At 62.7% G+C, this 17659-nt stretch carries 17 protein-coding genes; 10 read left to right on the forward strand and 7 right to left on the reverse strand.

Translation table 11 applies throughout. From position 1 onward, the window contains the following. The first annotated feature begins 50 nt into the window (after window positions 1-50). The 8 genes from NG900_RS12655 (at window position 51) to amaB (ending at window position 8350) form a co-directional block, all read left to right on the forward strand. Window positions 51-1115: an ABC transporter ATP-binding protein gene (locus NG900_RS12655; RefSeq protein WP_252680683.1), complete on the forward strand. Its 1065-nt coding sequence runs from the start codon at window positions 51-53 to the stop codon at window positions 1113-1115. Further along, the gene (locus tag NG900_RS12660) at window positions 1112-1969 is read left to right on the forward strand and encodes an ABC transporter permease (protein WP_252680685.1); all 858 of its coding nucleotides are present in this window, start codon (window positions 1112-1114) and stop codon (window positions 1967-1969) included. The genes NG900_RS12655 and NG900_RS12660 overlap by 4 nt, the downstream gene beginning before the upstream one ends. A 10-nt stretch (window positions 1970-1979) precedes the next feature. Beyond that, window positions 1980-2774 (forward strand): ABC transporter permease, encoded by a 795-nt coding sequence (locus tag NG900_RS12665; RefSeq protein ID WP_252680687.1) that lies wholly within the window; start codon window positions 1980-1982, stop codon window positions 2772-2774. Window positions 2775-2787: 13 nt separating this feature from the next. Continuing rightward, on the forward strand, window positions 2788-3114 hold the full coding sequence (locus tag NG900_RS12670) for a (2Fe-2S)-binding protein (protein WP_252680689.1): 327 nt from the start codon (window positions 2788-2790) through the stop codon (window positions 3112-3114). Next, a complete protein-coding gene (locus NG900_RS12675) occupies window positions 3114-4544 on the forward strand; it encodes an FAD/NAD(P)-dependent oxidoreductase (protein ID WP_252680691.1) in 1431 nt (476 codons plus the stop codon). The genes NG900_RS12670 and NG900_RS12675 overlap by 1 nt, the downstream gene beginning before the upstream one ends. After that, a complete protein-coding gene (locus tag NG900_RS12680; protein ID WP_252680693.1) occupies window positions 4537-5670 on the forward strand; it encodes an NAD(P)/FAD-dependent oxidoreductase in 1134 nt (377 codons plus the stop codon). The genes NG900_RS12675 and NG900_RS12680 overlap by 8 nt, the downstream gene beginning before the upstream one ends. Before the next feature lie 26 nt (window positions 5671-5696). After that, complete coding sequence (locus tag NG900_RS12685) at window positions 5697-6752, forward strand: ABC transporter substrate-binding protein (protein WP_252680695.1); 1056 nt, start codon at window positions 5697-5699, stop codon at window positions 6750-6752. A 65-nt stretch (window positions 6753-6817) separates the two neighbouring features. After that, window positions 6818-8350: an L-piperidine-6-carboxylate dehydrogenase gene (gene amaB / locus NG900_RS12690; RefSeq protein WP_252680696.1), complete on the forward strand. Its 1533-nt coding sequence runs from the start codon at window positions 6818-6820 to the stop codon at window positions 8348-8350. Window positions 8351-8543: 193 nt separating this feature from the next. Here amaB and NG900_RS12695 read toward each other — a convergent pair whose 3' ends face one another. After that, window positions 8544-8891 (reverse strand): hypothetical protein, encoded by a 348-nt coding sequence (locus NG900_RS12695; RefSeq protein ID WP_252680698.1) that lies wholly within the window; start codon window positions 8889-8891, stop codon window positions 8544-8546. A 93-nt stretch (window positions 8892-8984) separates the two neighbouring features. Here NG900_RS12695 and NG900_RS12700 point away from each other — a divergent pair, with 93 nt between their 5' ends. Both NG900_RS12700 and NG900_RS12705 read left to right on the forward strand, forming a co-directional pair. Next, the gene (locus tag NG900_RS12700; protein WP_252680700.1) at window positions 8985-9857 is read left to right on the forward strand and encodes a pirin family protein; all 873 of its coding nucleotides are present in this window, start codon (window positions 8985-8987) and stop codon (window positions 9855-9857) included. Window positions 9858-10013: 156 nt separating this feature from the next. Further along, window positions 10014-10982, forward strand: a complete 969-nt coding sequence (locus tag NG900_RS12705) for a LysR family transcriptional regulator (protein WP_252680702.1) — start codon at window positions 10014-10016, stop codon at window positions 10980-10982. Window positions 10983-11163: 181 nt separating this feature from the next. Here the strand turns inward: NG900_RS12705 and NG900_RS12710 are convergent, their stop codons facing one another. From NG900_RS12710 to NG900_RS12735, 6 genes are all read right to left on the reverse strand, one after another. Continuing rightward, complete coding sequence (locus NG900_RS12710; RefSeq protein ID WP_252680704.1) at window positions 11164-11625, reverse strand: nuclear transport factor 2 family protein; 462 nt, start codon at window positions 11623-11625, stop codon at window positions 11164-11166. Window positions 11626-11726: 101 nt separating this feature from the next. Continuing rightward, on the reverse strand, window positions 11727-12131 hold the full coding sequence (locus tag NG900_RS12715; protein ID WP_252680706.1) for a hypothetical protein: 405 nt from the start codon (window positions 12129-12131) through the stop codon (window positions 11727-11729). Continuing rightward, window positions 12128-12823, reverse strand: coding sequence for an alpha/beta hydrolase (locus NG900_RS12720; protein ID WP_252680708.1), 696 nt, complete (start codon window positions 12821-12823; stop codon window positions 12128-12130). Before NG900_RS12720 ends, NG900_RS12715 begins: the two co-directional genes overlap by 4 nt. Before the next feature lie 24 nt (window positions 12824-12847). Further along, complete coding sequence (locus NG900_RS12725; protein ID WP_252680710.1) at window positions 12848-14620, reverse strand: FAD-dependent oxidoreductase; 1773 nt, start codon at window positions 14618-14620, stop codon at window positions 12848-12850. Window positions 14621-14717: 97 nt separating this feature from the next. Then, window positions 14718-15977: a DUF1329 domain-containing protein gene (locus tag NG900_RS12730; RefSeq protein WP_252680712.1), complete on the reverse strand. Its 1260-nt coding sequence runs from the start codon at window positions 15975-15977 to the stop codon at window positions 14718-14720. Between the two features lie 26 nt (window positions 15978-16003). Continuing rightward, window positions 16004-17635 carry a DUF1302 family protein gene (locus tag NG900_RS12735; protein ID WP_252680714.1) on the reverse strand — a complete coding sequence of 544 codons (1632 nt, stop codon included), beginning with the start codon at window positions 17633-17635 and terminating at the stop codon, window positions 16004-16006. Between the last annotated feature and the right edge of the window lie 24 nt (window positions 17636-17659).

Below are 17659 nucleotides of genomic sequence, written 5' to 3' on the forward strand. Positions count from 1 at the left end.
TTCTTCAGATTGAGCCGTCTGGCGACACCCCAAGCCGCAAAGGATGATCGATGAGTTTTCTGCGCCTGAACCATGTTTCCAAGCAGTACGGCGACCTCCGGGTAGTTCACGACTTCAACCTGGAGGTGCACAAGGGCGAATTCGTTTCGCTGCTGGGCCCGTCCGGCTGCGGCAAGACCACGACGTTGCAGATGATTGCGGGCTTCGCGGAAGTGTCCGAAGGCACAATCGAACTGGACGGCAAGGACATCACCCGTGCCAAAGCCAACGCGCGCGGGCTGGGGATCGTGTTCCAGACCTATGCACTGTTCCCGCACATGACGGTGCGCGAAAACGTGGAATTCGGCCTGGAGATGCGCAAGTGCCCGCCAACCGAACGCCGCGAGCGCGCCATGCAAGCGTTGGCACTCGTGCACTTGGACAAGCACGTTGACCGCTACCCGCGTGAACTGTCGGGCGGACAGCGCCAGCGCGTCGCCCTGGCGCGCGCGCTCGTCATCAGGCCCCCGGTGCTGTTGCTGGACGAGCCACTCTCCAACCTCGACGCCAAGCTGCGCGAAGAGATGCAGTTCGAGCTGCGCGAAATCCAGCGCAAGGTGGGCACCACCACCATCATGGTCACGCACGATCAGGCCGAGGCCATGTCGATCAGCGATCGCGTGGTGGTCATGGAAGCCGGGCGCATCACGCAGGTGGATACGCCGCTGGCGGTGTACGAACACCCGCGCAACGCGTTCATCTCCACCTTTGTCGGCAAGGCCAATCTGTTGCAGGCCTCGGTGGTGCCCGGCAGCGATGGTGAGGTTCGCGCATCGGTGGGGTCCGTCCAGGTGGCGCTGCCATCGGGCATGCGGGTCGGCAGCAGCGTCGTACTCGCGCTGCGCCCCGAGAAGATGACATGCACATCCGACGGCACCGGCCGATGCGAGGGCCGCGTGACCGAGCGCTTCTTCCTCGGCAATCAGTGGATGTACACAGTCGACACGCCGCTGGGCGCGATGCTGGTGTCCGCCGTCAACGATGGCGACGCGCCGTGCGAGGTCGGCCAGACCGTGGGCGTGGATTGGCAGGACCGCTATGTGCGCGTGATTGGTGCCGAGGGGGCGGCGGTATGAGCTCGCGATCCACTTGGGTGCCATGGAGCATGGCCGGCCCCGCGCTGACGCTGTTTTCCGTGATGCTGCTCGTGCCGCTGGCATTGAGCGTGGTGCTGTCCTTCAACGTGTTCGATGCCGACAAGGGGACGATCGCAGGCAGCTTCACGGTCGCGCACTACCTGCACGTGGTGCAAGACCCGTATTACTACGAAATCTTCTGGCGCACGCTACGCGTTTCGGCGCTGGTGACCTTGGTGTGCATCCTGATCGGCGCGCCCGAGGCCTACATCCTGAGCCGGATGCGCAAACCCTGGCGCTCGATTTTTCTGCTCGTCATTCTGGCGCCGCTGTTGATCTCGGTGGTGGTGCGCGCGTTCGGCTGGAGCATGCTGCTGGGGCCCGAAGGCTTGATCAACGCCCTGTTCAAGGCCATCGGCATCGGCCCGGTCAAGCTGCTGTACAACGAGACGGCCGTGGTGATTGCGCTGGTGCACGTGATGCTGCCCTTCATGGTGATCCCGGTGTGGACCTCGCTGCAGAAACTCGACCCGTGGGTGGAAAACGCCGCGCTCTCGCTGTCCGCATCGCACTTCACGACCCTGCGCCGCGTGGTGCTGCCGCAGGTCATGCCCGGCATTCTCTCTGGCAGCCTGATCGTGTTCGGTCTGTCGGCCAGCTCGTTCGCCATTCCGGGCCTGCTGGGCGGGCGCCGCGTGAAGATGGTCGCCACGCTCATCTACGACGAATACCTGAACGAACTCAACTGGCCGCTCGGTGCAGCCATTGCGCTGATTCTGCTGGCGGCCAACCTGGTCATCATGCTGGGCTGGAACCGCATGATCGAAGGCCGCTACAAAAAGACGTTGGGCTAAAGGAGCGCACATGCAAAAGAACGGACCGCTCGCGCTCATCTTCAACGGGCTCGTCATCACCTTCATGCTGGCGCCGCTGGTGATCGTGTGCATCGTCGCCTTCACGCCAGAAGAAACGCTCACGCTGCCGACCAGTCACTTCTCGCTGCGCTGGTTCGATCAGGTGCTGCATCACCCGGATTTTGTGCAGTCGTTCTGGAACAGCCTGTGGCTCGGTTTGGCGGCCGCCACGCTGTCGACGGCACTGGCGGTGCCGGCGGCCATGGCCATCGTGCGTTACCGTGCGCCGGGGTTGCAGTATCTGCAGGGCGTGTTTCTGTCGCCGCTGATCATTCCCCACCTTGTGCTGGGCGTGGCGCTGCTGCGCTTGTTCTCGCTGGTGGGCGGGCAAGGCAGCTTCGGCTGGCTCATCTTCGCGCACGCGCTCATCGTCACGCCGTACACCATGCGGCTGGTGATGGCTGCGCTCGTGGGGTTCGACCACACCGTCGAGCATGCTGCTTATTCGTTGGGCGCGAGCAGCTTCACGGTGTTCCGCCGCATGACGCTGCCGATGATCCTGCCGGGCATCACGGGAGGTTGGCTGCTGGCCTTCATCAACAGCTTTGATGAACTGACCATGTCCATCTTCGTGGTGTCGCCCGCCACCGTCACGCTGCCGGTGCGCATGTACATGTATGCCACGGAATCGCTCGACCCGATGATGGCCGCCGTCTCGGCGCTGATCGTCTTCCTCACGCTCGCGCTGATGCTGCTGCTGGACAAGGTCTACGGCCTGGACCGCATTCTGATCGGCAAGCATTGAAACAGAGACCACGATGATTGCTCCTGCAAATCCTGCTGCACACGCGCAGCTCCAGCGCCTCAAAGAGTGCAATCGCCCCGCGGTGACCTTTGTCCTCGATGGCCGGCCCGCCCAGGCCTTTGCCGGCGACACCGTGCTGACGGCGGTGCTCACGCAAATGCGCCAACTGCGCATCAACGAATTCAGCCAGCAGCCGCGCGCCGGCTTCTGCCTGATGGGCGCCTGCCAGGACTGCTGGGTGCGCCTGGCGGATGGCCAATCGCTACGCGCCTGCCAGACCATGATCGAGCCCGGCATGCATATTTGCACGCAGCCAGCCGGCACCGAGGGAGCCGCGTGATGGTGCAAGCGGCTCCCACATTGCAGCGACAGGCGCAGCAGGACCTGCCGCCTGTCGTCATCGGCGCGGGGCCCGCAGGCGTGCGCGCCGCCGAGACCTTGCTGGCACATGGCCTGACGCCCATCGTGCTGGACGAAGCCCCGCGCGCCGGCGGCCAGATCTACCGTCGCCAACCCGACGGCTTTGAACGCAACGCCACGGAGCTGTACGGCACCGAAGCCGAGCGTGCACAAGCCGTACATGACACCTTCGACCGAATCCGGCCGCAAATCGATTACCGCCCGCAGACCCTGGTGTGGAACGCGCAGCCCGATCTGCTCGACTTGCTGCATGCGCCCACGCGCGCGATCAGCAGCCTGCCCTGGCGCGACGTGATCGTCGCCACCGGCGCGACCGACCGCGTGCTGCCCATTCCGGGTTGGACGCTGCCCGGGGTCTACACGCTGGGCGGCGCGCAGGTTGCGCTCAAATATCAGGGCTGTGCGATTGGCGATGCCGTGGTGTTTGCCGGCACCGGCCCCCTGCTCTATCTCGTGGCCTGCCAGTACGCCAAGGCGGGAGCGAAGGTGGTGGCGGTACTCGACACGGCTCCGGCCAGCGCACGCTACAAGGCCGCACCGGCCATGCTGGGCCAGCCTACCGTCATGGCCAAAGGCATGGCGCTGGTCGCCTGGCTCAAGCTGCACGGCGTGCCCGTGCACCACGGCGTGCGACTATTGCGTGCTGAAGGCGATACAGCGGTGGAGCACCTCGTATGGCAGGACAGCGCGGGGCGCGAACAGCGCACCGCCTGCTCCGCCGTCGGCATGGGTTACGCGTTGCGGCCCGAGACGCAACTCGCCGATCTGCTGGGTTGCGCGTTCGAGTTCTCCGCGCTGCACCGCTGCCATGTGCCACGCATCGATGCCATGCGGCGCAGCTCCGTTACGGGCGTGTACCTGGCGGGGGATGGCGCGGGCATCATGGGCGCCGATGCGGCCGAGTGCTCGGGGGAACTGGCAGCGCTGGCGCTGCTGCAGGATCGTCAAATCCCCATCGATGCCAATCGCCTGCCGCGGTTGCATCAGCGCCTGCAGAAAATCGAGCGATTCCGCCATGCGCTGGAAACCGCGTTCCCCTTCCCCGACGACTGGGCCGCGCACGCGAGCGACGATCTGGTGGTATGCCGTTGCGAAAACGTCACCGTGGGCACGCTGCGCCAGACGGCCATCGAGTGCGATGCACACGAACTGAACCGTCTCAAGGCGCTGTGCCGGGTCGGCATGGGCCGTTGCCAGGGTCGGATGTGCGGCGCGGCGGCGGCAGAGCTCCTTGCGCACGTGCACGCCGTTCCGCTGGCGCAGGTGGGCTGCCTGCGCGCGCAGGCGCCGATCAAGCCGCTGCCGCTGGATGTCACCGAGGCGGTCGAACCGGAGGACCATCATGCGTGAGCAACTCGCGTGCGATGTGGCCATCATCGGGGGCGGCATCATGGGCAGCGCCACGGCCCTGTTCCTGCGGCGGCGCGGGTTGACCGTCACCTTGCTCGAACGCGACCTGTGCGGCTCGCGCTCCAGCGGCGTCAATTTTGGCGGCGTACGGCGCCAAGGGCGCGCCGTCGAACAGTTGCCACTGGCGCAGCGTTCGCACGAGCTTTGGGCGCGACTGACCGAGTTGATCGGCACCGAGGCGGAATACGAGCGCAGCGGGCACTTCAAGATCGCCCGGAGCGTGGCGGACATGGAATCCCTGGCCAGCTATGCGGAGCGCAGCCAGAGCTTTGGACTGGGGTTGCAACTCATCGAGGGCCGAGCTGCACTGCAGAAGTATTTTCCGATGGGCGGCGACCAGGTCGTCGGCGGCTCGCTGTGCCCGGAAGACGGGCAGGCCAATCCGCGCCTGCTGTCCCCTGCCTTTGCCCGCGCCGCGCAGGCTGCCGGCGCCGATGTGCGCGAACATGCGCCGGTGCAATCGGTCGAGCACGATGGCGCGCGCTTCATCATCCATGCACGTCAACATGACCGGGATCTGGAGGTCAAAGCCCCCACGCTGGTCAACTGCGCCGGCGCTTGGGCTGCGCAGTTTGCCGCGCAATGGGGCGAGCCTGTACCCATGTTCACCATCCCGCCCACCATGGGCGTGACCGAGCCGCTGCCGTTCTTCCTGCCCTGGAGCCTGGGCGTGGAAGGCGGCGGCATTTACTGCCGCCAAGTGCGGCGCGGCAATGTGGTGTTCGGCGGCGGGCGCGGCTACGTGCTCGACGACCAGCGCGCGCGCTCGTCGCACGTGGCCATCCTGCGCCAGTTGCCGCAACTGGCCGCCCTGCTGCCGCAACTCAAGTCAGCCCACATCATCCGTACGTGGAGCGGTACGGAGGGCAATCTGCCCGACGACCAACCCGTGATCGGCCCCAGTGCCCGACGCCCCGGCCTGTTCCATGCCTTCGGCTTTGCCGGCGCCGGATTTCAGCTGGGGCCCGGCGTGGGCGACGTCATGGCCGAGCTGATCGCCGAAGGCCGCACCACCACGCCGATCGAGTCTTTTTCCATCCAACGCTTTCTGCCACCCGCAGCTTGATGCACTTGATGCCCCAGGAGACCACCATGCTTGTGAAACACGCAAAAACCTCGTTCATTGCAGCCGCTGCCGGTGCTGCGTTGCTTGCCGCAGGCACCACCCACGCCGAAACCAAGACGCTCTACATCGGCATGAACGGCGGCAACATGGAGCGCACCTACACGCAGTTCGTGTTCCCGCCGTTCGAGAAGGCCAACAACGTCAAGGTGGTCGTGGTGCCCGGCACCTCGACCGACATCCTCGCCAAGGCCCAGGCAACCAAAGGCAAAGCGCAGATGCACGTGATGACGCTGGACGACGGCGTCATGTTCCGCGCCATCGGCATGGGGCTGTGCGACAAGCTCAAGCCCTCGGCCAACCTGTCATCCGTGCCGGCCATTGCCCACCTCAAGGGGGACTACGCGGTGGGCCTGTCGATGGGGCTGACTGGGCTGGCCTACAGCACCAAGATCTTTGCCGACAAGGGCTGGACGCCGCCCACCTCGTGGGGTGACCTGGCCGACCCGAAGTACAAGGGCAAGGTGGTCGTGCAATCCATGCCGGCCTCGTCGTTCGGCCTGGACGCCTTCCTGATGTTCAACCGACTGAAGGGTGGCACGGAAAAGAACGTCGACCCGGCGTTCAAGGCATGGCCCACCACCATCGGCCCGAACGTGGTCGAGTACATCCCCAACTCGTCGAAGGTGGTGGAGATGATGCAGGCGGGCGATGCGGCGCTGTTCCCCTACACGCTCACGCAGGTGGAGTTGATGAAATCCAAGGGCATTCCCATGGAATTCGTCGCGCCCAAGGAAGGCGCTGTCGTTCTGCTCACGGCACAGTGCGTGCTGGCCAACAACCCGGATGCCGATCTGGCGCAGAAGCTGGCGGACTACCTGATCAGCCCCGAGGCACAGGCGCTCGCCATGGAAAATGGCTCCTACAATCCAGTCAACCCGAAGGCCCCGCTCAAGGGCAAGGCGGCAGACGAGCAGAACAAGATGAACGGCATCCTCAAGACGGCCGTTGCGTTGGACTGGGACGTCATCAACGCCGAGCGCCCCGAGTGGAGCAAGCGCTGGAACCGCACCGTCGAGCGTTGAGCGCAGCCGCAACGCAACCGTTTTTTGATTGAATACGAGAGAACAGAGAGAACAGGATTCGCACCATGTCAGATTCCCGAACACGATTGCAGACCGTACTGAAGGCCCTCGGCCTGGACCTGAAGGCCTACGAAGGCACGGACTGGACGAGCCGCGCACCGCGCGATGGAGCGGTATTGGCGAGCGTGAAATCGCACACCGCCGGCGAAGCCGAAGCTGCCATCCGGAGCGCACATCAGGCGTATCTGGCATGGCGCACCGTGCCGGCGCCCGTGCGTGGCGAGCTGGTGCGCCGCCTGGGCGAGGTGCTGCGCACGCATAAGGCTGCCCTGGGCGAACTGGTGTCGCTGGAGGCGGGCAAGATCACCTCCGAAGGCCTGGGCGAAGTGCAGGAGATGATCGACATCTGCGACTTCGCCGTAGGGCTGTCGCGCCAACTGCATGGCCTGACCATCGCCAGCGAACGGCCTGGGCACCGCATGATGGAAACCTGGCACCCCATGGGCGTCGTGGGCATCATCTCGGCGTTCAACTTTCCGGTGGCGGTGTGGTCGTGGAACGCCGCGCTGGCTCTGGTGTGCGGCAATGCCATCGTCTGGAAACCGTCGGAGAAAACGCCGCTCACCGCCATTGCCTGCCAGCATCTGCTGCAACAGGTTGTCGAGGCATTCAATGCAGAGAAGCCGGGAGCCATCCCTGCGGGCCTGAGCCAACTGTTGATCGGCGGACGCGACGTGGGCGAGGCACTGGTGGCCAGCCACCTGGTGCCGGTGGTCAGCGCCACGGGCTCCACGCGCATGGGGCGCCAGGTCGGCGTGAAGGTAGCGGAACGCTTTGGCCGCTCGATCCTGGAGCTGGGCGGCAACAACGCGATGATCGTCACGCCGTCGGCGGATCTTGAACTGGCCGCCCGAGCCATCACGTTTGCCGCCGTCGGTACGGCGGGCCAGCGCTGCACGTCACTGCGCCGCCTGATCGTGCATCGCGCGGTGGCCGACACGCTCCTGGCCCGCCTGCAAACCATCTACCAGAGCATTGCGATTGGCGACCCGCTGGCCGACGGCACGCTGGTCGGCCCGCTGATCGACCAAGCCGCCTTCGACGGCATGCAGCAGGCGCTGACGCAGGCACGAGCCGAAGGCGGCGAGGTGCTGGGCGGTGAGCGCGTGCACGAAAACCTGGGGGCGGATGCCTGGTACGTACGCCCCGCGCTGGTCAAGATGCCGAAGCCGACGAAGGTGATGGAAAGCGAGACCTTCGCGCCCATCCTCTATGTCGTGACGTACGACGGCGACACGGACGAGGCCATCGCCATCCAGAACGGTGTGCCGCAAGGCCTGTCGTCGGCCATCTTCACGGCCAACCTGAGTGATGCGGAACGTTTCATGTCATCGGCCGGCAGCGACTGCGGCATCGCCAACGTCAACATCGGCACCTCGGGCGCGGAGATCGGCGGCGCATTCGGCGGCGAGAAGGAAACCGGCGGCGGGCGCGAGTCCGGCTCGGATGCGTGGAAGGGCTACATGCGCCGCGCCACCAACACCATCAACTACAGCGGGGCGCTGCCGCTGGCGCAGGGCGTGCGGTTCGACGTCTAGTCACCTGAGACGGCTCGGGCAGCTTGCTTGGCCGCCCGGGCATGCCGACCTCTGCTCCCAGCTTTTTCATGTAAGCCGCGGCTGCCATCTGCGACGGGCCCTGGCCCGCTAGGTTGACGTTGTTTGCGTTCCACGCCGAGTGGTGCCAATCTCTTGCGCTGCTTTTCAAATGCGACCCGATGGCGGTCGCCCGTCAAGTTACAGAGCCAAACCGCACGGGCATGAAGATGTGCTGCTCTCTCAATGCATCGACTTCGACATCGGCTGCGCGCCTGATGACCACGGAAGAGACCCGTACCAGCGGATTGCCCCCCCTGCTAATACGCTGCGAGGCACCCACGCGGAATGTCATACGCGCCACCAGACGGAAGCCATCGGCGCGGCGTATGGCGCCGTCTTGGGGCAGCGCGACCATGTCGACCCGCTCACCGGCCTTCATGCGGATCGCGTAAATCTTCGGCGTTGGTGAAGACGACACGGCGCCGGGCGAGCACACCGCGCCACCCTGGCGAAGTCGCGGGAGGCGCGCCAGCTCATCCATGATTGTTCCCCTCATAGAACACAGACGGCACGCCCTAGCACTACTGAGATGGTTTTCGCAGACTTATGATGCCTTCAAGCTTCGGAGGCAATCATGAAATCCGTCCTTTGCACCTACAGTCCGCCGCAGCCGCATTGGGTGGGTAACGGTTTCCCTGTCCGCACGCTGTTTTCTTATCAGACACTGGGGCGGCAACTGAGCCCCTTCCTGCTGCTCGACTACGCCGGCCCGGCAAACTTCACGCCATCGCAACAGCCGCGTGGTGTCGGGCAGCATCCGCACCGTGGCTTCGAGACCGTCACGATCGTGTACCAGGGTGAGCTCAAGCATCGTGACTCCACTGGTGCGGGCGGCAGCATCGGGCCTGGCGACGTGCAATGGATGACAGCAGGGGCCGGCATTCTGCACGAAGAGTTCCACTCGGATACGTTCACCCATCACGGTGGCACACTTGAAATGGTGCAGCTTTGGGTAAACCTACCTGCTCGCCACAAGATGACTGCTCCGCGCTACCAGACCCTCCGGAACGCGGACATACCCGCAGTGCAGCTGCCGGGTGATGCCGGTGTCATGCGCTTGATCGCTGGCCAATACGGTGAACACAAGGGGCCGGCCAACACGTTCACCGATATCGATGTCTGGGACTTGCGCCTGACCGCCGGCAACCGTGCGCTGTTGCCGCTGAAGAGCAGCCATACCGCGGCTGTCGTCGTCCTGCACGGCACCGTTCTCGTTGGCAACTTGGACGTCGTGCGCTCTGGCCAGTGGGCACTGGCTGGTGCACATGGAGACGACCTCTCGCTCGAGGCCAGTGTCGACAGCATTGTGCTGGTCCTGAGCGGAGAACCGATCAACGAGCCCATCGTCGGCCATGGCCCCTTTGTCATGAATACCGACGAGGAGATCCGGCAAGCACTCAATGACTTGCGGCATGGTTTTTTCGGGCGAATCCAGCCAACGTCATAACGCTTACGAGGACGCCTCCATGTCCTCCACGCGCTCCCGCGGGGATTGCCACTTTTTTTCGCATTTAGGAAAACGACAATGCCGACTCGGCCATTGTCCTCATACACTGCCGCCTCGCATCCGCCCGGCGGAAGCAACGAAATATGGAATACCGGCATGCGGCTCAGGACTGAGGAGATCGAAGCGTATCTACGGGTGGTGGAATTCGGCAGCGTCAGCGGTGCCGCACGCGGCATGGCTCTCTCAAAGTCGGTTGTCAGCAAGCGCATCAGCGATCTGGAACACAGCCTTGGCGCATCTTTGCTGCAGCGCTCCACGCGTAGTGTGCAACCCACCGAAGCGGGCCGCCATTTCTACGAACAGGCCCGCGCCGCAATGGCCCAGTTGATTCGAGCAGCAGAGAGCCTCTCCGAAACATCACGGCAACTGTGCGGCGAGCTGCGAATCTTGGCACCCATGAGCTTCGGCACCCTCTGGTTGTCGCCATTGATCGCCGATTTCGCCAAGGCACACCCTCGACTCCACGTAGCGATGGAACTGGAGGACCGACAGGCCGACACTCGCCATGAGCGCTACGATGTTGCCATCCGAGTCGCGAGGCTGGGCGACAGCGCATTAATCGCGCGTCGGCTCGCGGTGAGCCGACGCATCGTTTGCTGCAGCCCCGCCTACGCGGAACGTGCCGGATTGCCTGCTGACCTCGACGAACTTCATCACCACGCCTGCCTGTCCTATTCCAACGCTCTTCCTACTCAGATTTGGGCGTTCCACGGCAAGCCGCACCAGATAGCACCCAGAGTCGTGAGCCCGCGCGGCGTTTTCACTGCCAATAATGGTGAAGTGCTGCGCGACGCGGCGGTGGCGGGTCACGGCATTGCTGTACTGCCTTTGTTTATCGTCGCAGCCGATCTTGCGGCGGGCCGCCTAATTCAGGCACTTCCTGAAGAGGAACCGATTGAGGACGGCGTCTTTGCCGTCTATCCACGGTCCGCCTTCACCCTGCAAAAAATCCGCACGCTGGTGGCGTTTTTGCAAGCAGCCATGTCGCCGCCTCCGTGGGATGTCTCCAATGCAGCCGTCAAGACCTCCGTGCCGCAGCCAGCACTCATGCTGCGGCACGGTTGAACCGCGTTTCGGCCTGGACGCAAGAGATTTCCGAGCGCCACTACGTACGCGCCCGCGCCCTAGCGAAGATGCGAGGGCGCGGGTGCCTCACCTGAGCGGCGTTCCGCCAGCCCGCCGCTGCGCGGCTGGGACCCTACCGCCATCGCCCGCACGTATTCGTCGCTAAGGCTTTACCGACTGCTTAAGCTGGCGCGCCCTGCACACTCTCCAAGCGGCCCGCAAGCCATGGATAGCGTTGCGTATCCGCGCCTTCGTAATCGGGGTCGAGGTAAATATACAAACGCTGAATCCGAAAATCGCGAATCTCGAACACATCGCACCAGCGTCCCGCATGTGTCATGCCCGCACGCCATTCGACCCCCGCACGTGTCCGACCATGCGTAGTCGACTCCACAACGACTTTGTCGCCCTGCTGGATCACGTTGGCATAGGTGTAGTCGTGGCTGATGTAATCAAACAAGCCGATCAGGTCGGTAAAGAGCGCGCGGATTCGCTCCTTACCCACCGCCACACCCCATTTCGGAAAATAGACTTCAGCGTGTTCGTCGAACAGATCGAACACATCGCCGCCGCGATCGAGCCGTTTCAGATATTCCAACGCGATGGTCTTGCGTTGTTCGTCAGTCATTGTGCGGATTTCCATGGTGTCTCCTGAATGAAACGCTTGTCCGCTGACGATCGCCACATCAACGGAAATGAGTGGACCGTGTTTGGGGTAGCCCCCCCTTCCACGGCAGGGATACTTCAATTGTTGCGAGCGCCCGCTGCAATCCACTCGCGGATTGCAGCAATCTGCGCCGGATCCAGCGGTGGGGCGCCAAGCGGCATGACCGCACCCTGTCCACCGGCCGCGACATGGGTGCCGTCCAGTTTGTGCAGTAGATAACTTGCATCGGGCGACGAAGGTGTCACGCGCGGCATTGACGCCTCAGCCGATTGGGCGTTGACGAGGTGGGCGTAACTCACCTTAGGCAGCAGGTTGAGTCCGGCTGGCGCCGCCTCTCCCTGATGACAAGAGACGCAGTGCTGCACCAGCAAGGGCCGGATGTCCTTGGCAAAGCTAATGTCATGACTCCAAGCCAGATTGCTCAAGCCTGCCAATAGCACCCCCGCACATGCGGCACGAAATGCCCGTCCAGTGCACTTCATTCCATTTCCTCCTCAAGAATTGCCCAGCGACCATCTCGGGCTGCGTGAGCCAGTTGTGCGGCGAGCGGTGCGCAGAGGCTCGCCAGCGCTAGGTCAGCGGCACCGTCCAGCCAGCATGTTTCAACCGAGGCGCCGCGCACGGTCATCTCCCTTGTCGTCGCATCGGCCAGCACGTGGTCCACGTCGCCGGCCGGGTCCAGGATCAGCGTCACCGCCACGTCCTGCATCGCGCGCAACGGCGGACGCCAGTCCTTCACTTGCGGCCAGTAACCTTCAATGGCGATCACGCGGCCAAACAGTTCTGGCCACACGGCGGCCAGCGCAAGCCCGAGCACGGCCCCTTGGCCAAAGCCGACAATGTCGACGGTCTTTTCGGTAGAGGCGGCGCTGCAAAGGTGGCCTTGGACGACATCAAGGATGAAACCCTCCAGTTGCCATAGCGAGTCGCCAAAGCCGATCGGCTCGACAGCGGGCAACGACAGTGCCTGAAACCAGCTGTAGCGCTGCCGATCCGCAGTCCAGGATGACCATCGCCCCGACTTTGGAGCCATCACGCCTCTCCGAGGGCTTGCTTGCGCGAGGAGCGGCAAGAGTTGCCGATGATCCGCCGCTTCGCCATGCAAAGCCAGAATGAGCGGTTGAGCGGCATCATCGCCTGCCCTATGGTGATACTCGAGCGTGTTCTGACGCATTCCGATTCCCTCCCGAACTGCGCTTCAAGCGAGCTTGACCGCTTCCTGGCTAGCACGAAGGCCGGCGAGATAACCAAACGTCATACCGCTGCCCAATGTGCAACCACCCGCCCAGTACGTGTTGTGCGCGGGACTGGCGATACAGTTACCGGCCCCATACAGCCCCGGAATGGGCGAGCCATCAGCACGCATCACCTGCGCATGAGCATTGATCACCGGGCCGCCATTCGTATCGAGCGTACCGGGCGCAAGGATGATGCAGTAGTACGGGCCCTGCGCCTGGAGCGGGTATAGAAGCGGATTCTTGCCCGCTTCATCTCCCCAGCGCGTGCCTTTGCGCGGCAAGCCAAAGATCGGCTGGTAGTCGATGTCGTAGGCGAATTCTCCGCGCTGGAAATCTTCATCGCGGCCTGCCTGTGCAAACGCATTGAAGCGCGCAACGGTTTGGTCCAGTTGCTGCGCAAATATCGGCGCCAAGCGGATGTTCCCGGTATGGGCAGCCAGTGCGACCAGGCGCGCGTCGATGGCAGCGGCGAGTTCCGCGAGGGTATTGCCCGAGATGACGTACGGTGCGCCGTTCGGCTTCTCCGGCAGCGGATGATTGCCGCCGTAAAGCTCCGCGGTGCGCTGATCGTAGATCATGAACGTGAGCTGGTTTGGATACTCAGCGTTGTTCGGATCGTAATCATGATGCGCGCGCGCACGGTCGTGGTAATTGCGTTTCTCGTTGAAAATGCGCCGGCCGTATTTGTTGACGACAACCATGCTGTCGCCTTGGGGCTGCCACACATCGTTGGGCACGCTGATGTACTGGATCGCCTCTTCCAGCACGATCTCTGCACGCCAGGCTCCACCCATGTTGCCGAGCTTCGCGCCAACGGCGCTCGCGATCGCAATGAAGTCGCCCGTACAGGTCGGCACACCGCAGCCGCCATAGACCGGGCCGCTCTGATACAGATTCAGCAGCTCTCGGTTATAGGAGTAGCCGCCTGTCGCAAAGATCACGCCTCGCTGAGCGCGTACGGCCACTTGGCCGTCATCGGTGTCGGCCAGCACCCCGACCACTTCGCCTTTCGCGTTCGTCACCAACTGCGTGACACGATGGCTGGTCAACACGGGAATGCCAAGTTGATCGATCTTTGCCTTGAGTTGCCCCATCAGCTCGCTACCAAAACCGAGCGTGCCGTCAGCCTTTCTGGCGCCAAGACCGCGGCCGCGTGGTGCCTTGTTTTCGGCGCCGTGTTCGAAGTAATCGGGCAAATCCTGTGCCTCGCCCTCCGGCAGGATATGGAATCGGCCGACGCGCAACGCACCCGTGGACCTCAGCATGTCGACCATCGGAGAGCCATGGTCGTAGTAGGCAGCAATCAGGTCGTAGATGTCCTTTGACACGCCCAACGTCGGCGACTTGGGGTTGTACAGGTGCGGGTACGAATATTTGACGCAATACGCGATGAAGTCCGGCTTCGGATCCGGCAACCCTTTCTCCCGCATATGGAAGTTGTCAGGGATCCAGAACATGCCTGCCGACTTCGCCGACGTACCACCAAACACGGGCGACTTCTCCAGCATCACAACCTGCGCGCCCTGCTTACTTGCCGTCAGCGCTGCCACTGCAGCCGAAGCTCCTCCACCAACGACGATGACATCGGCCTGCTGATGCCAATGCATCTTGGCCGGTGCGCCGCTCGCGCCGAGCGACAGCATGCCAAGCGTTGTCGCCGTGGCACCTGCGCCGCCCGCGCGCAGAAAATCACGACGCGAAATGCGCGATTTTGGGTCTTCCAGAAGACTCATTTCTGCTCTCTTACTCATTCCGTTTCAGGGAATCAGCGCACTACCGCCATCCGTTCTTTTGCGTCACACCATGGACGGCAGTGCGGCGGGCGAACAACTATCGGGCGATCGTCTCAAGCGCACTCAGCGAGACATCGCCTTCCTTGACCGATTTCTCGTTCAGCTTGTAGTCGCGGAAGAGAAAGATGGATGCGTGCTTGGCCTTGAAGTCGATGGTTTCGCCCTGAACAGAAGAGACGTAGCGAATGCCGTCTTGCGCCGCCGTCGGGCGCATGTGGAAGTTGAAGAACTTCCAGAACTCGCCCTTCTTGTCATACGCCTCGCCCATGTACAGGCGCGGGTAATTGACGTCCATGTAGACGATCTTCTTGCTGTAAGGATGCTCTGCCGGCGGTGTCGCCTCGATTACCCAGACTTCACGCGGCTGCCATTTCTGGACCGGATTCCAATACGGCGCTTCCTTCAGATCGACCGTCGGCCACTCTTCCGGCGTGCCCTTCTTCGACGGGTTGTACCCAAGCTTGGCGTCGCTGCTGGCCAAAATCCACCGGCGTCCGATGAGTTTGATCTGGCGATACCACGACGGGCGTGCGTTCCAGATGTAGATATCGTCATTGAGTTGATCGAGGCCGCCAATGGGGTCCATCCAGGCGCCCCCCGAGAGGCGTCGGGTCCGGCGGGCCGATCGGATATACGCCCAACTATCTTCCAGCTTGCCGTTGTCATAGCGAACCGTGAAGGTTCCCAAGCCCCGAATGTCCTCCGGCGCAGTGGCAACGAACAACGTCTTGGTCAGGGTGGTGCCATCGCCCACTACCGGCGCATCCCCACCCAGGCGCCCCTTTAGGTAGTAGCGCATGAAGAGCCAGTCTTGCGTTTGCTCCAGCCCCTTCTCGCCGCTGATCAGAAGATAGGTCGCCTTGTTATTGGCCACATCACCCTCGGGCGAGGCGTAGTAGAAGTTCCAGATCAACTTCTCGCCGGCGTCGGGGTCGCTCGCTGCTACGTTAGGAAACGGCACGCCGGCAACCCAGCCCGTCACCTCGCGCGTCTTGGCGTCGTACTTCACCTGGCTCGCATATTTCTTGGTCGACTCGATGTATCGCGAATCAAGCGGAACCGGCTTCGCGTGACTGAGCGGCAGCTTGAGATTCCAATTGCGAATCTGCCACTCCAGTTTTTCGGTCAACAGGCTGGCGATCGTATGCCCCTCGAACGTGTCGTTCTTGATCTTGTCGAGGTTGGCTTTTTCGACCACGGTGCCTTCCGGCAATTCGGCAGCGAACGTGGCAGAGGCTCCCAACACGCAGGCAAGCGCGAGCATGGCGGTGGGCATGGTTTTCAAACGAATCTTCATCAGAGGTCTCCTAATTCCGTTCTGGTTTAAAACTGATAGGTGGCGCGCACCATGAACTGGCTGTTGTGGGTGAAGTCAGCCAGGCCGTGGGCCGCCATCTCCACCTGGCCAGGTTTCTTGCTGTGTTTCGGGAAGAAGACGTCGGCTTCTGCGAGCAAACGCCAGTGGTTACCGAACTGATACGAAATACTTGGAATGACGAAAGCATCGCCATTGCTGGCATCCATACCGACGGCCAACCCGGGGTTGAGCCGGCTGTTCATGTAGTTGAGCTGGATGAATGCGGTGACCAGCGTGGTGTGCTCGCGCAGCGGTGCCCCAAAGCCCGCTTGTTCGACGATGTCGTCGGATCGCTTGAAGCCTGGCAGCCACGTGTCGAACACCTGCAACGAGAAGAACGAGGCTTGATTGGTGCCAAGCAGCTCCATGAGGCGGAGCTGCTTGTCGAAGCGCAAGGTGGTCAGCACTGCATCCTTGCGAATGAGGCCACCAAAGCCAGGGAGCGCGCCATTCAGGAAGTTGGTACCGACGTTGTAGGCAACGTTACGCTGATAGGCGATCTCGCCCGTCACCACTGCATCCAGTTGAGGAATCTGTCCGCTCACGCTGACGTCGTACACATCCATCTTGGGAAAGAAGAAATCACCCAGCGCTCCGGTCGGCCGTTTCTGATATGGCGCAAAGGCGGAGTTGACGACAGGATCTGGTTTGTACGTCTTCAGGTACGAGATCGCATAGTTGACGGGCCCGGCAATGCCCGTCCATCGCACACCGCCCGTGGGCGTATGGGTGTCGCCGGCGGGGTGCCGATAGTCGTAGGTGAGGAAGCCAGGCGCAAGGAAATCCACGCCCTTGAATGGTTGAGCAGCCCAGCGGCCACCATACAGGTCATAGCTGTTGCCAATATCTCGCTCCCGGTCGATGCCTGGTCGGAGCACCAACTGCAGCGCGCCATTGGCTTCAGGCACGTCCAATTTGGTATTGATCAACCACAGCGGCTTGCGCAGTTCATCGTTGTCGCTCTCAAGGAACGAGCGCCAACGGTAATCGAACCCTTGAATCAGATCCGTCGGGTGGAAGAAGTCCGTCTCGCCCCAGACGATCTGCTGCTTGCCGAGGCGAACGTGCAACCGATCGGTCGGGTCTGCGTCCACATAGAATTCGCGAAGCTCGGCTTGCTTGTACTGGCCCAGTAAATTGCTGCCGGGTCCCCCCGGTGAGTTGCTACGGTTGGCCTCTTCGAGATTGCGTTGGTATGAGGTGTTGACTTCCTGGTCAGCACGCCCGATGGCCTTCCACTTCAAGGGGCCTGTCGTCGCATCTGCGTTGAGCGATAGCGAACCACGCAGCATCTGAAGCGAACCTGCACTGCTTTGAGGAATCTCGGGATGGTTCTGCAGGTTCCATGATGCCCAGGTACGCACATACCCCCCCAGATGGAAGCTGTTCTCGCTACCCGGGGTCAGCCCCCCTCCAGCATCACCTGACGACGTTTGGCTCGCCGAAGCCTCAGCCGACGCGGGCGCGAGTTTGCCCACCTCCGCTTCGGCTGCATAAATCTGCCCGCAACCGATCCCCAGACCGACCAGGATTGCGGGAATCTGCTTCAGAACCGGCCGCGTCAACCGCTTGCGGCTCGCATAAACGCCATGTTTCATAAGGTCTCCTCCGTTAATTGATTT

This window comes from Ralstonia soli, assembly GCF_023955655.1.
In the GTDB taxonomy this organism is placed as follows: Bacteria; Pseudomonadota; Gammaproteobacteria; order Burkholderiales; family Burkholderiaceae; genus Ralstonia; species Ralstonia soli.

What these genes read in the sequence shown, in the direction of transcription:
- NG900_RS12655 (WP_252680683.1), top strand. Translation starts at nt 51, where the DNA reads ATGAGTTTTCTGCGCCTGAACCATGTTTCCAAGCAGTACGGCGACCTC.
- NG900_RS12720 (WP_252680708.1), bottom strand. Translation starts at nt 12,823, where the DNA reads ATGCGTCAGAACACGCTCGAGTATCACCATAGGGCAGGCGATGATGCC.
- NG900_RS12735 (WP_252680714.1), bottom strand. Translation starts at nt 17,635, where the DNA reads ATGAAACATGGCGTTTATGCGAGCCGCAAGCGGTTGACGCGGCCGGTT.
- NG900_RS12680 (WP_252680693.1), top strand. Translation starts at nt 4,537, where the DNA reads ATGCGTGAGCAACTCGCGTGCGATGTGGCCATCATCGGGGGCGGCATC.
- NG900_RS12695 (WP_252680698.1), bottom strand. Translation starts at nt 8,891, where the DNA reads ATGGATGAGCTGGCGCGCCTCCCGCGACTTCGCCAGGGTGGCGCGGTG.
- NG900_RS12730 (WP_252680712.1), bottom strand. Translation starts at nt 15,977, where the DNA reads ATGAAGATTCGTTTGAAAACCATGCCCACCGCCATGCTCGCGCTTGCC.
- NG900_RS12675 (WP_252680691.1), top strand. Translation starts at nt 3,114, where the DNA reads ATGGTGCAAGCGGCTCCCACATTGCAGCGACAGGCGCAGCAGGACCTG.
- NG900_RS12710 (WP_252680704.1), bottom strand. Translation starts at nt 11,625, where the DNA reads ATGGAAATCCGCACAATGACTGACGAACAACGCAAGACCATCGCGTTG.
- amaB (WP_252680696.1), top strand. Translation starts at nt 6,818, where the DNA reads ATGTCAGATTCCCGAACACGATTGCAGACCGTACTGAAGGCCCTCGGC.
- NG900_RS12700 (WP_252680700.1), top strand. Translation starts at nt 8,985, where the DNA reads ATGAAATCCGTCCTTTGCACCTACAGTCCGCCGCAGCCGCATTGGGTG.
- NG900_RS12670 (WP_252680689.1), top strand. Translation starts at nt 2,788, where the DNA reads ATGATTGCTCCTGCAAATCCTGCTGCACACGCGCAGCTCCAGCGCCTC.
- NG900_RS12660 (WP_252680685.1), top strand. Translation starts at nt 1,112, where the DNA reads ATGAGCTCGCGATCCACTTGGGTGCCATGGAGCATGGCCGGCCCCGCG.
- NG900_RS12665 (WP_252680687.1), top strand. Translation starts at nt 1,980, where the DNA reads ATGCAAAAGAACGGACCGCTCGCGCTCATCTTCAACGGGCTCGTCATC.
- NG900_RS12715 (WP_252680706.1), bottom strand. Translation starts at nt 12,131, where the DNA reads ATGAAGTGCACTGGACGGGCATTTCGTGCCGCATGTGCGGGGGTGCTA.
- NG900_RS12685 (WP_252680695.1), top strand. Translation starts at nt 5,697, where the DNA reads ATGCTTGTGAAACACGCAAAAACCTCGTTCATTGCAGCCGCTGCCGGT.
- NG900_RS12705 (WP_252680702.1), top strand. Translation starts at nt 10,014, where the DNA reads ATGCGGCTCAGGACTGAGGAGATCGAAGCGTATCTACGGGTGGTGGAA.
- NG900_RS12725 (WP_252680710.1), bottom strand. Translation starts at nt 14,620, where the DNA reads ATGAGTCTTCTGGAAGACCCAAAATCGCGCATTTCGCGTCGTGATTTT.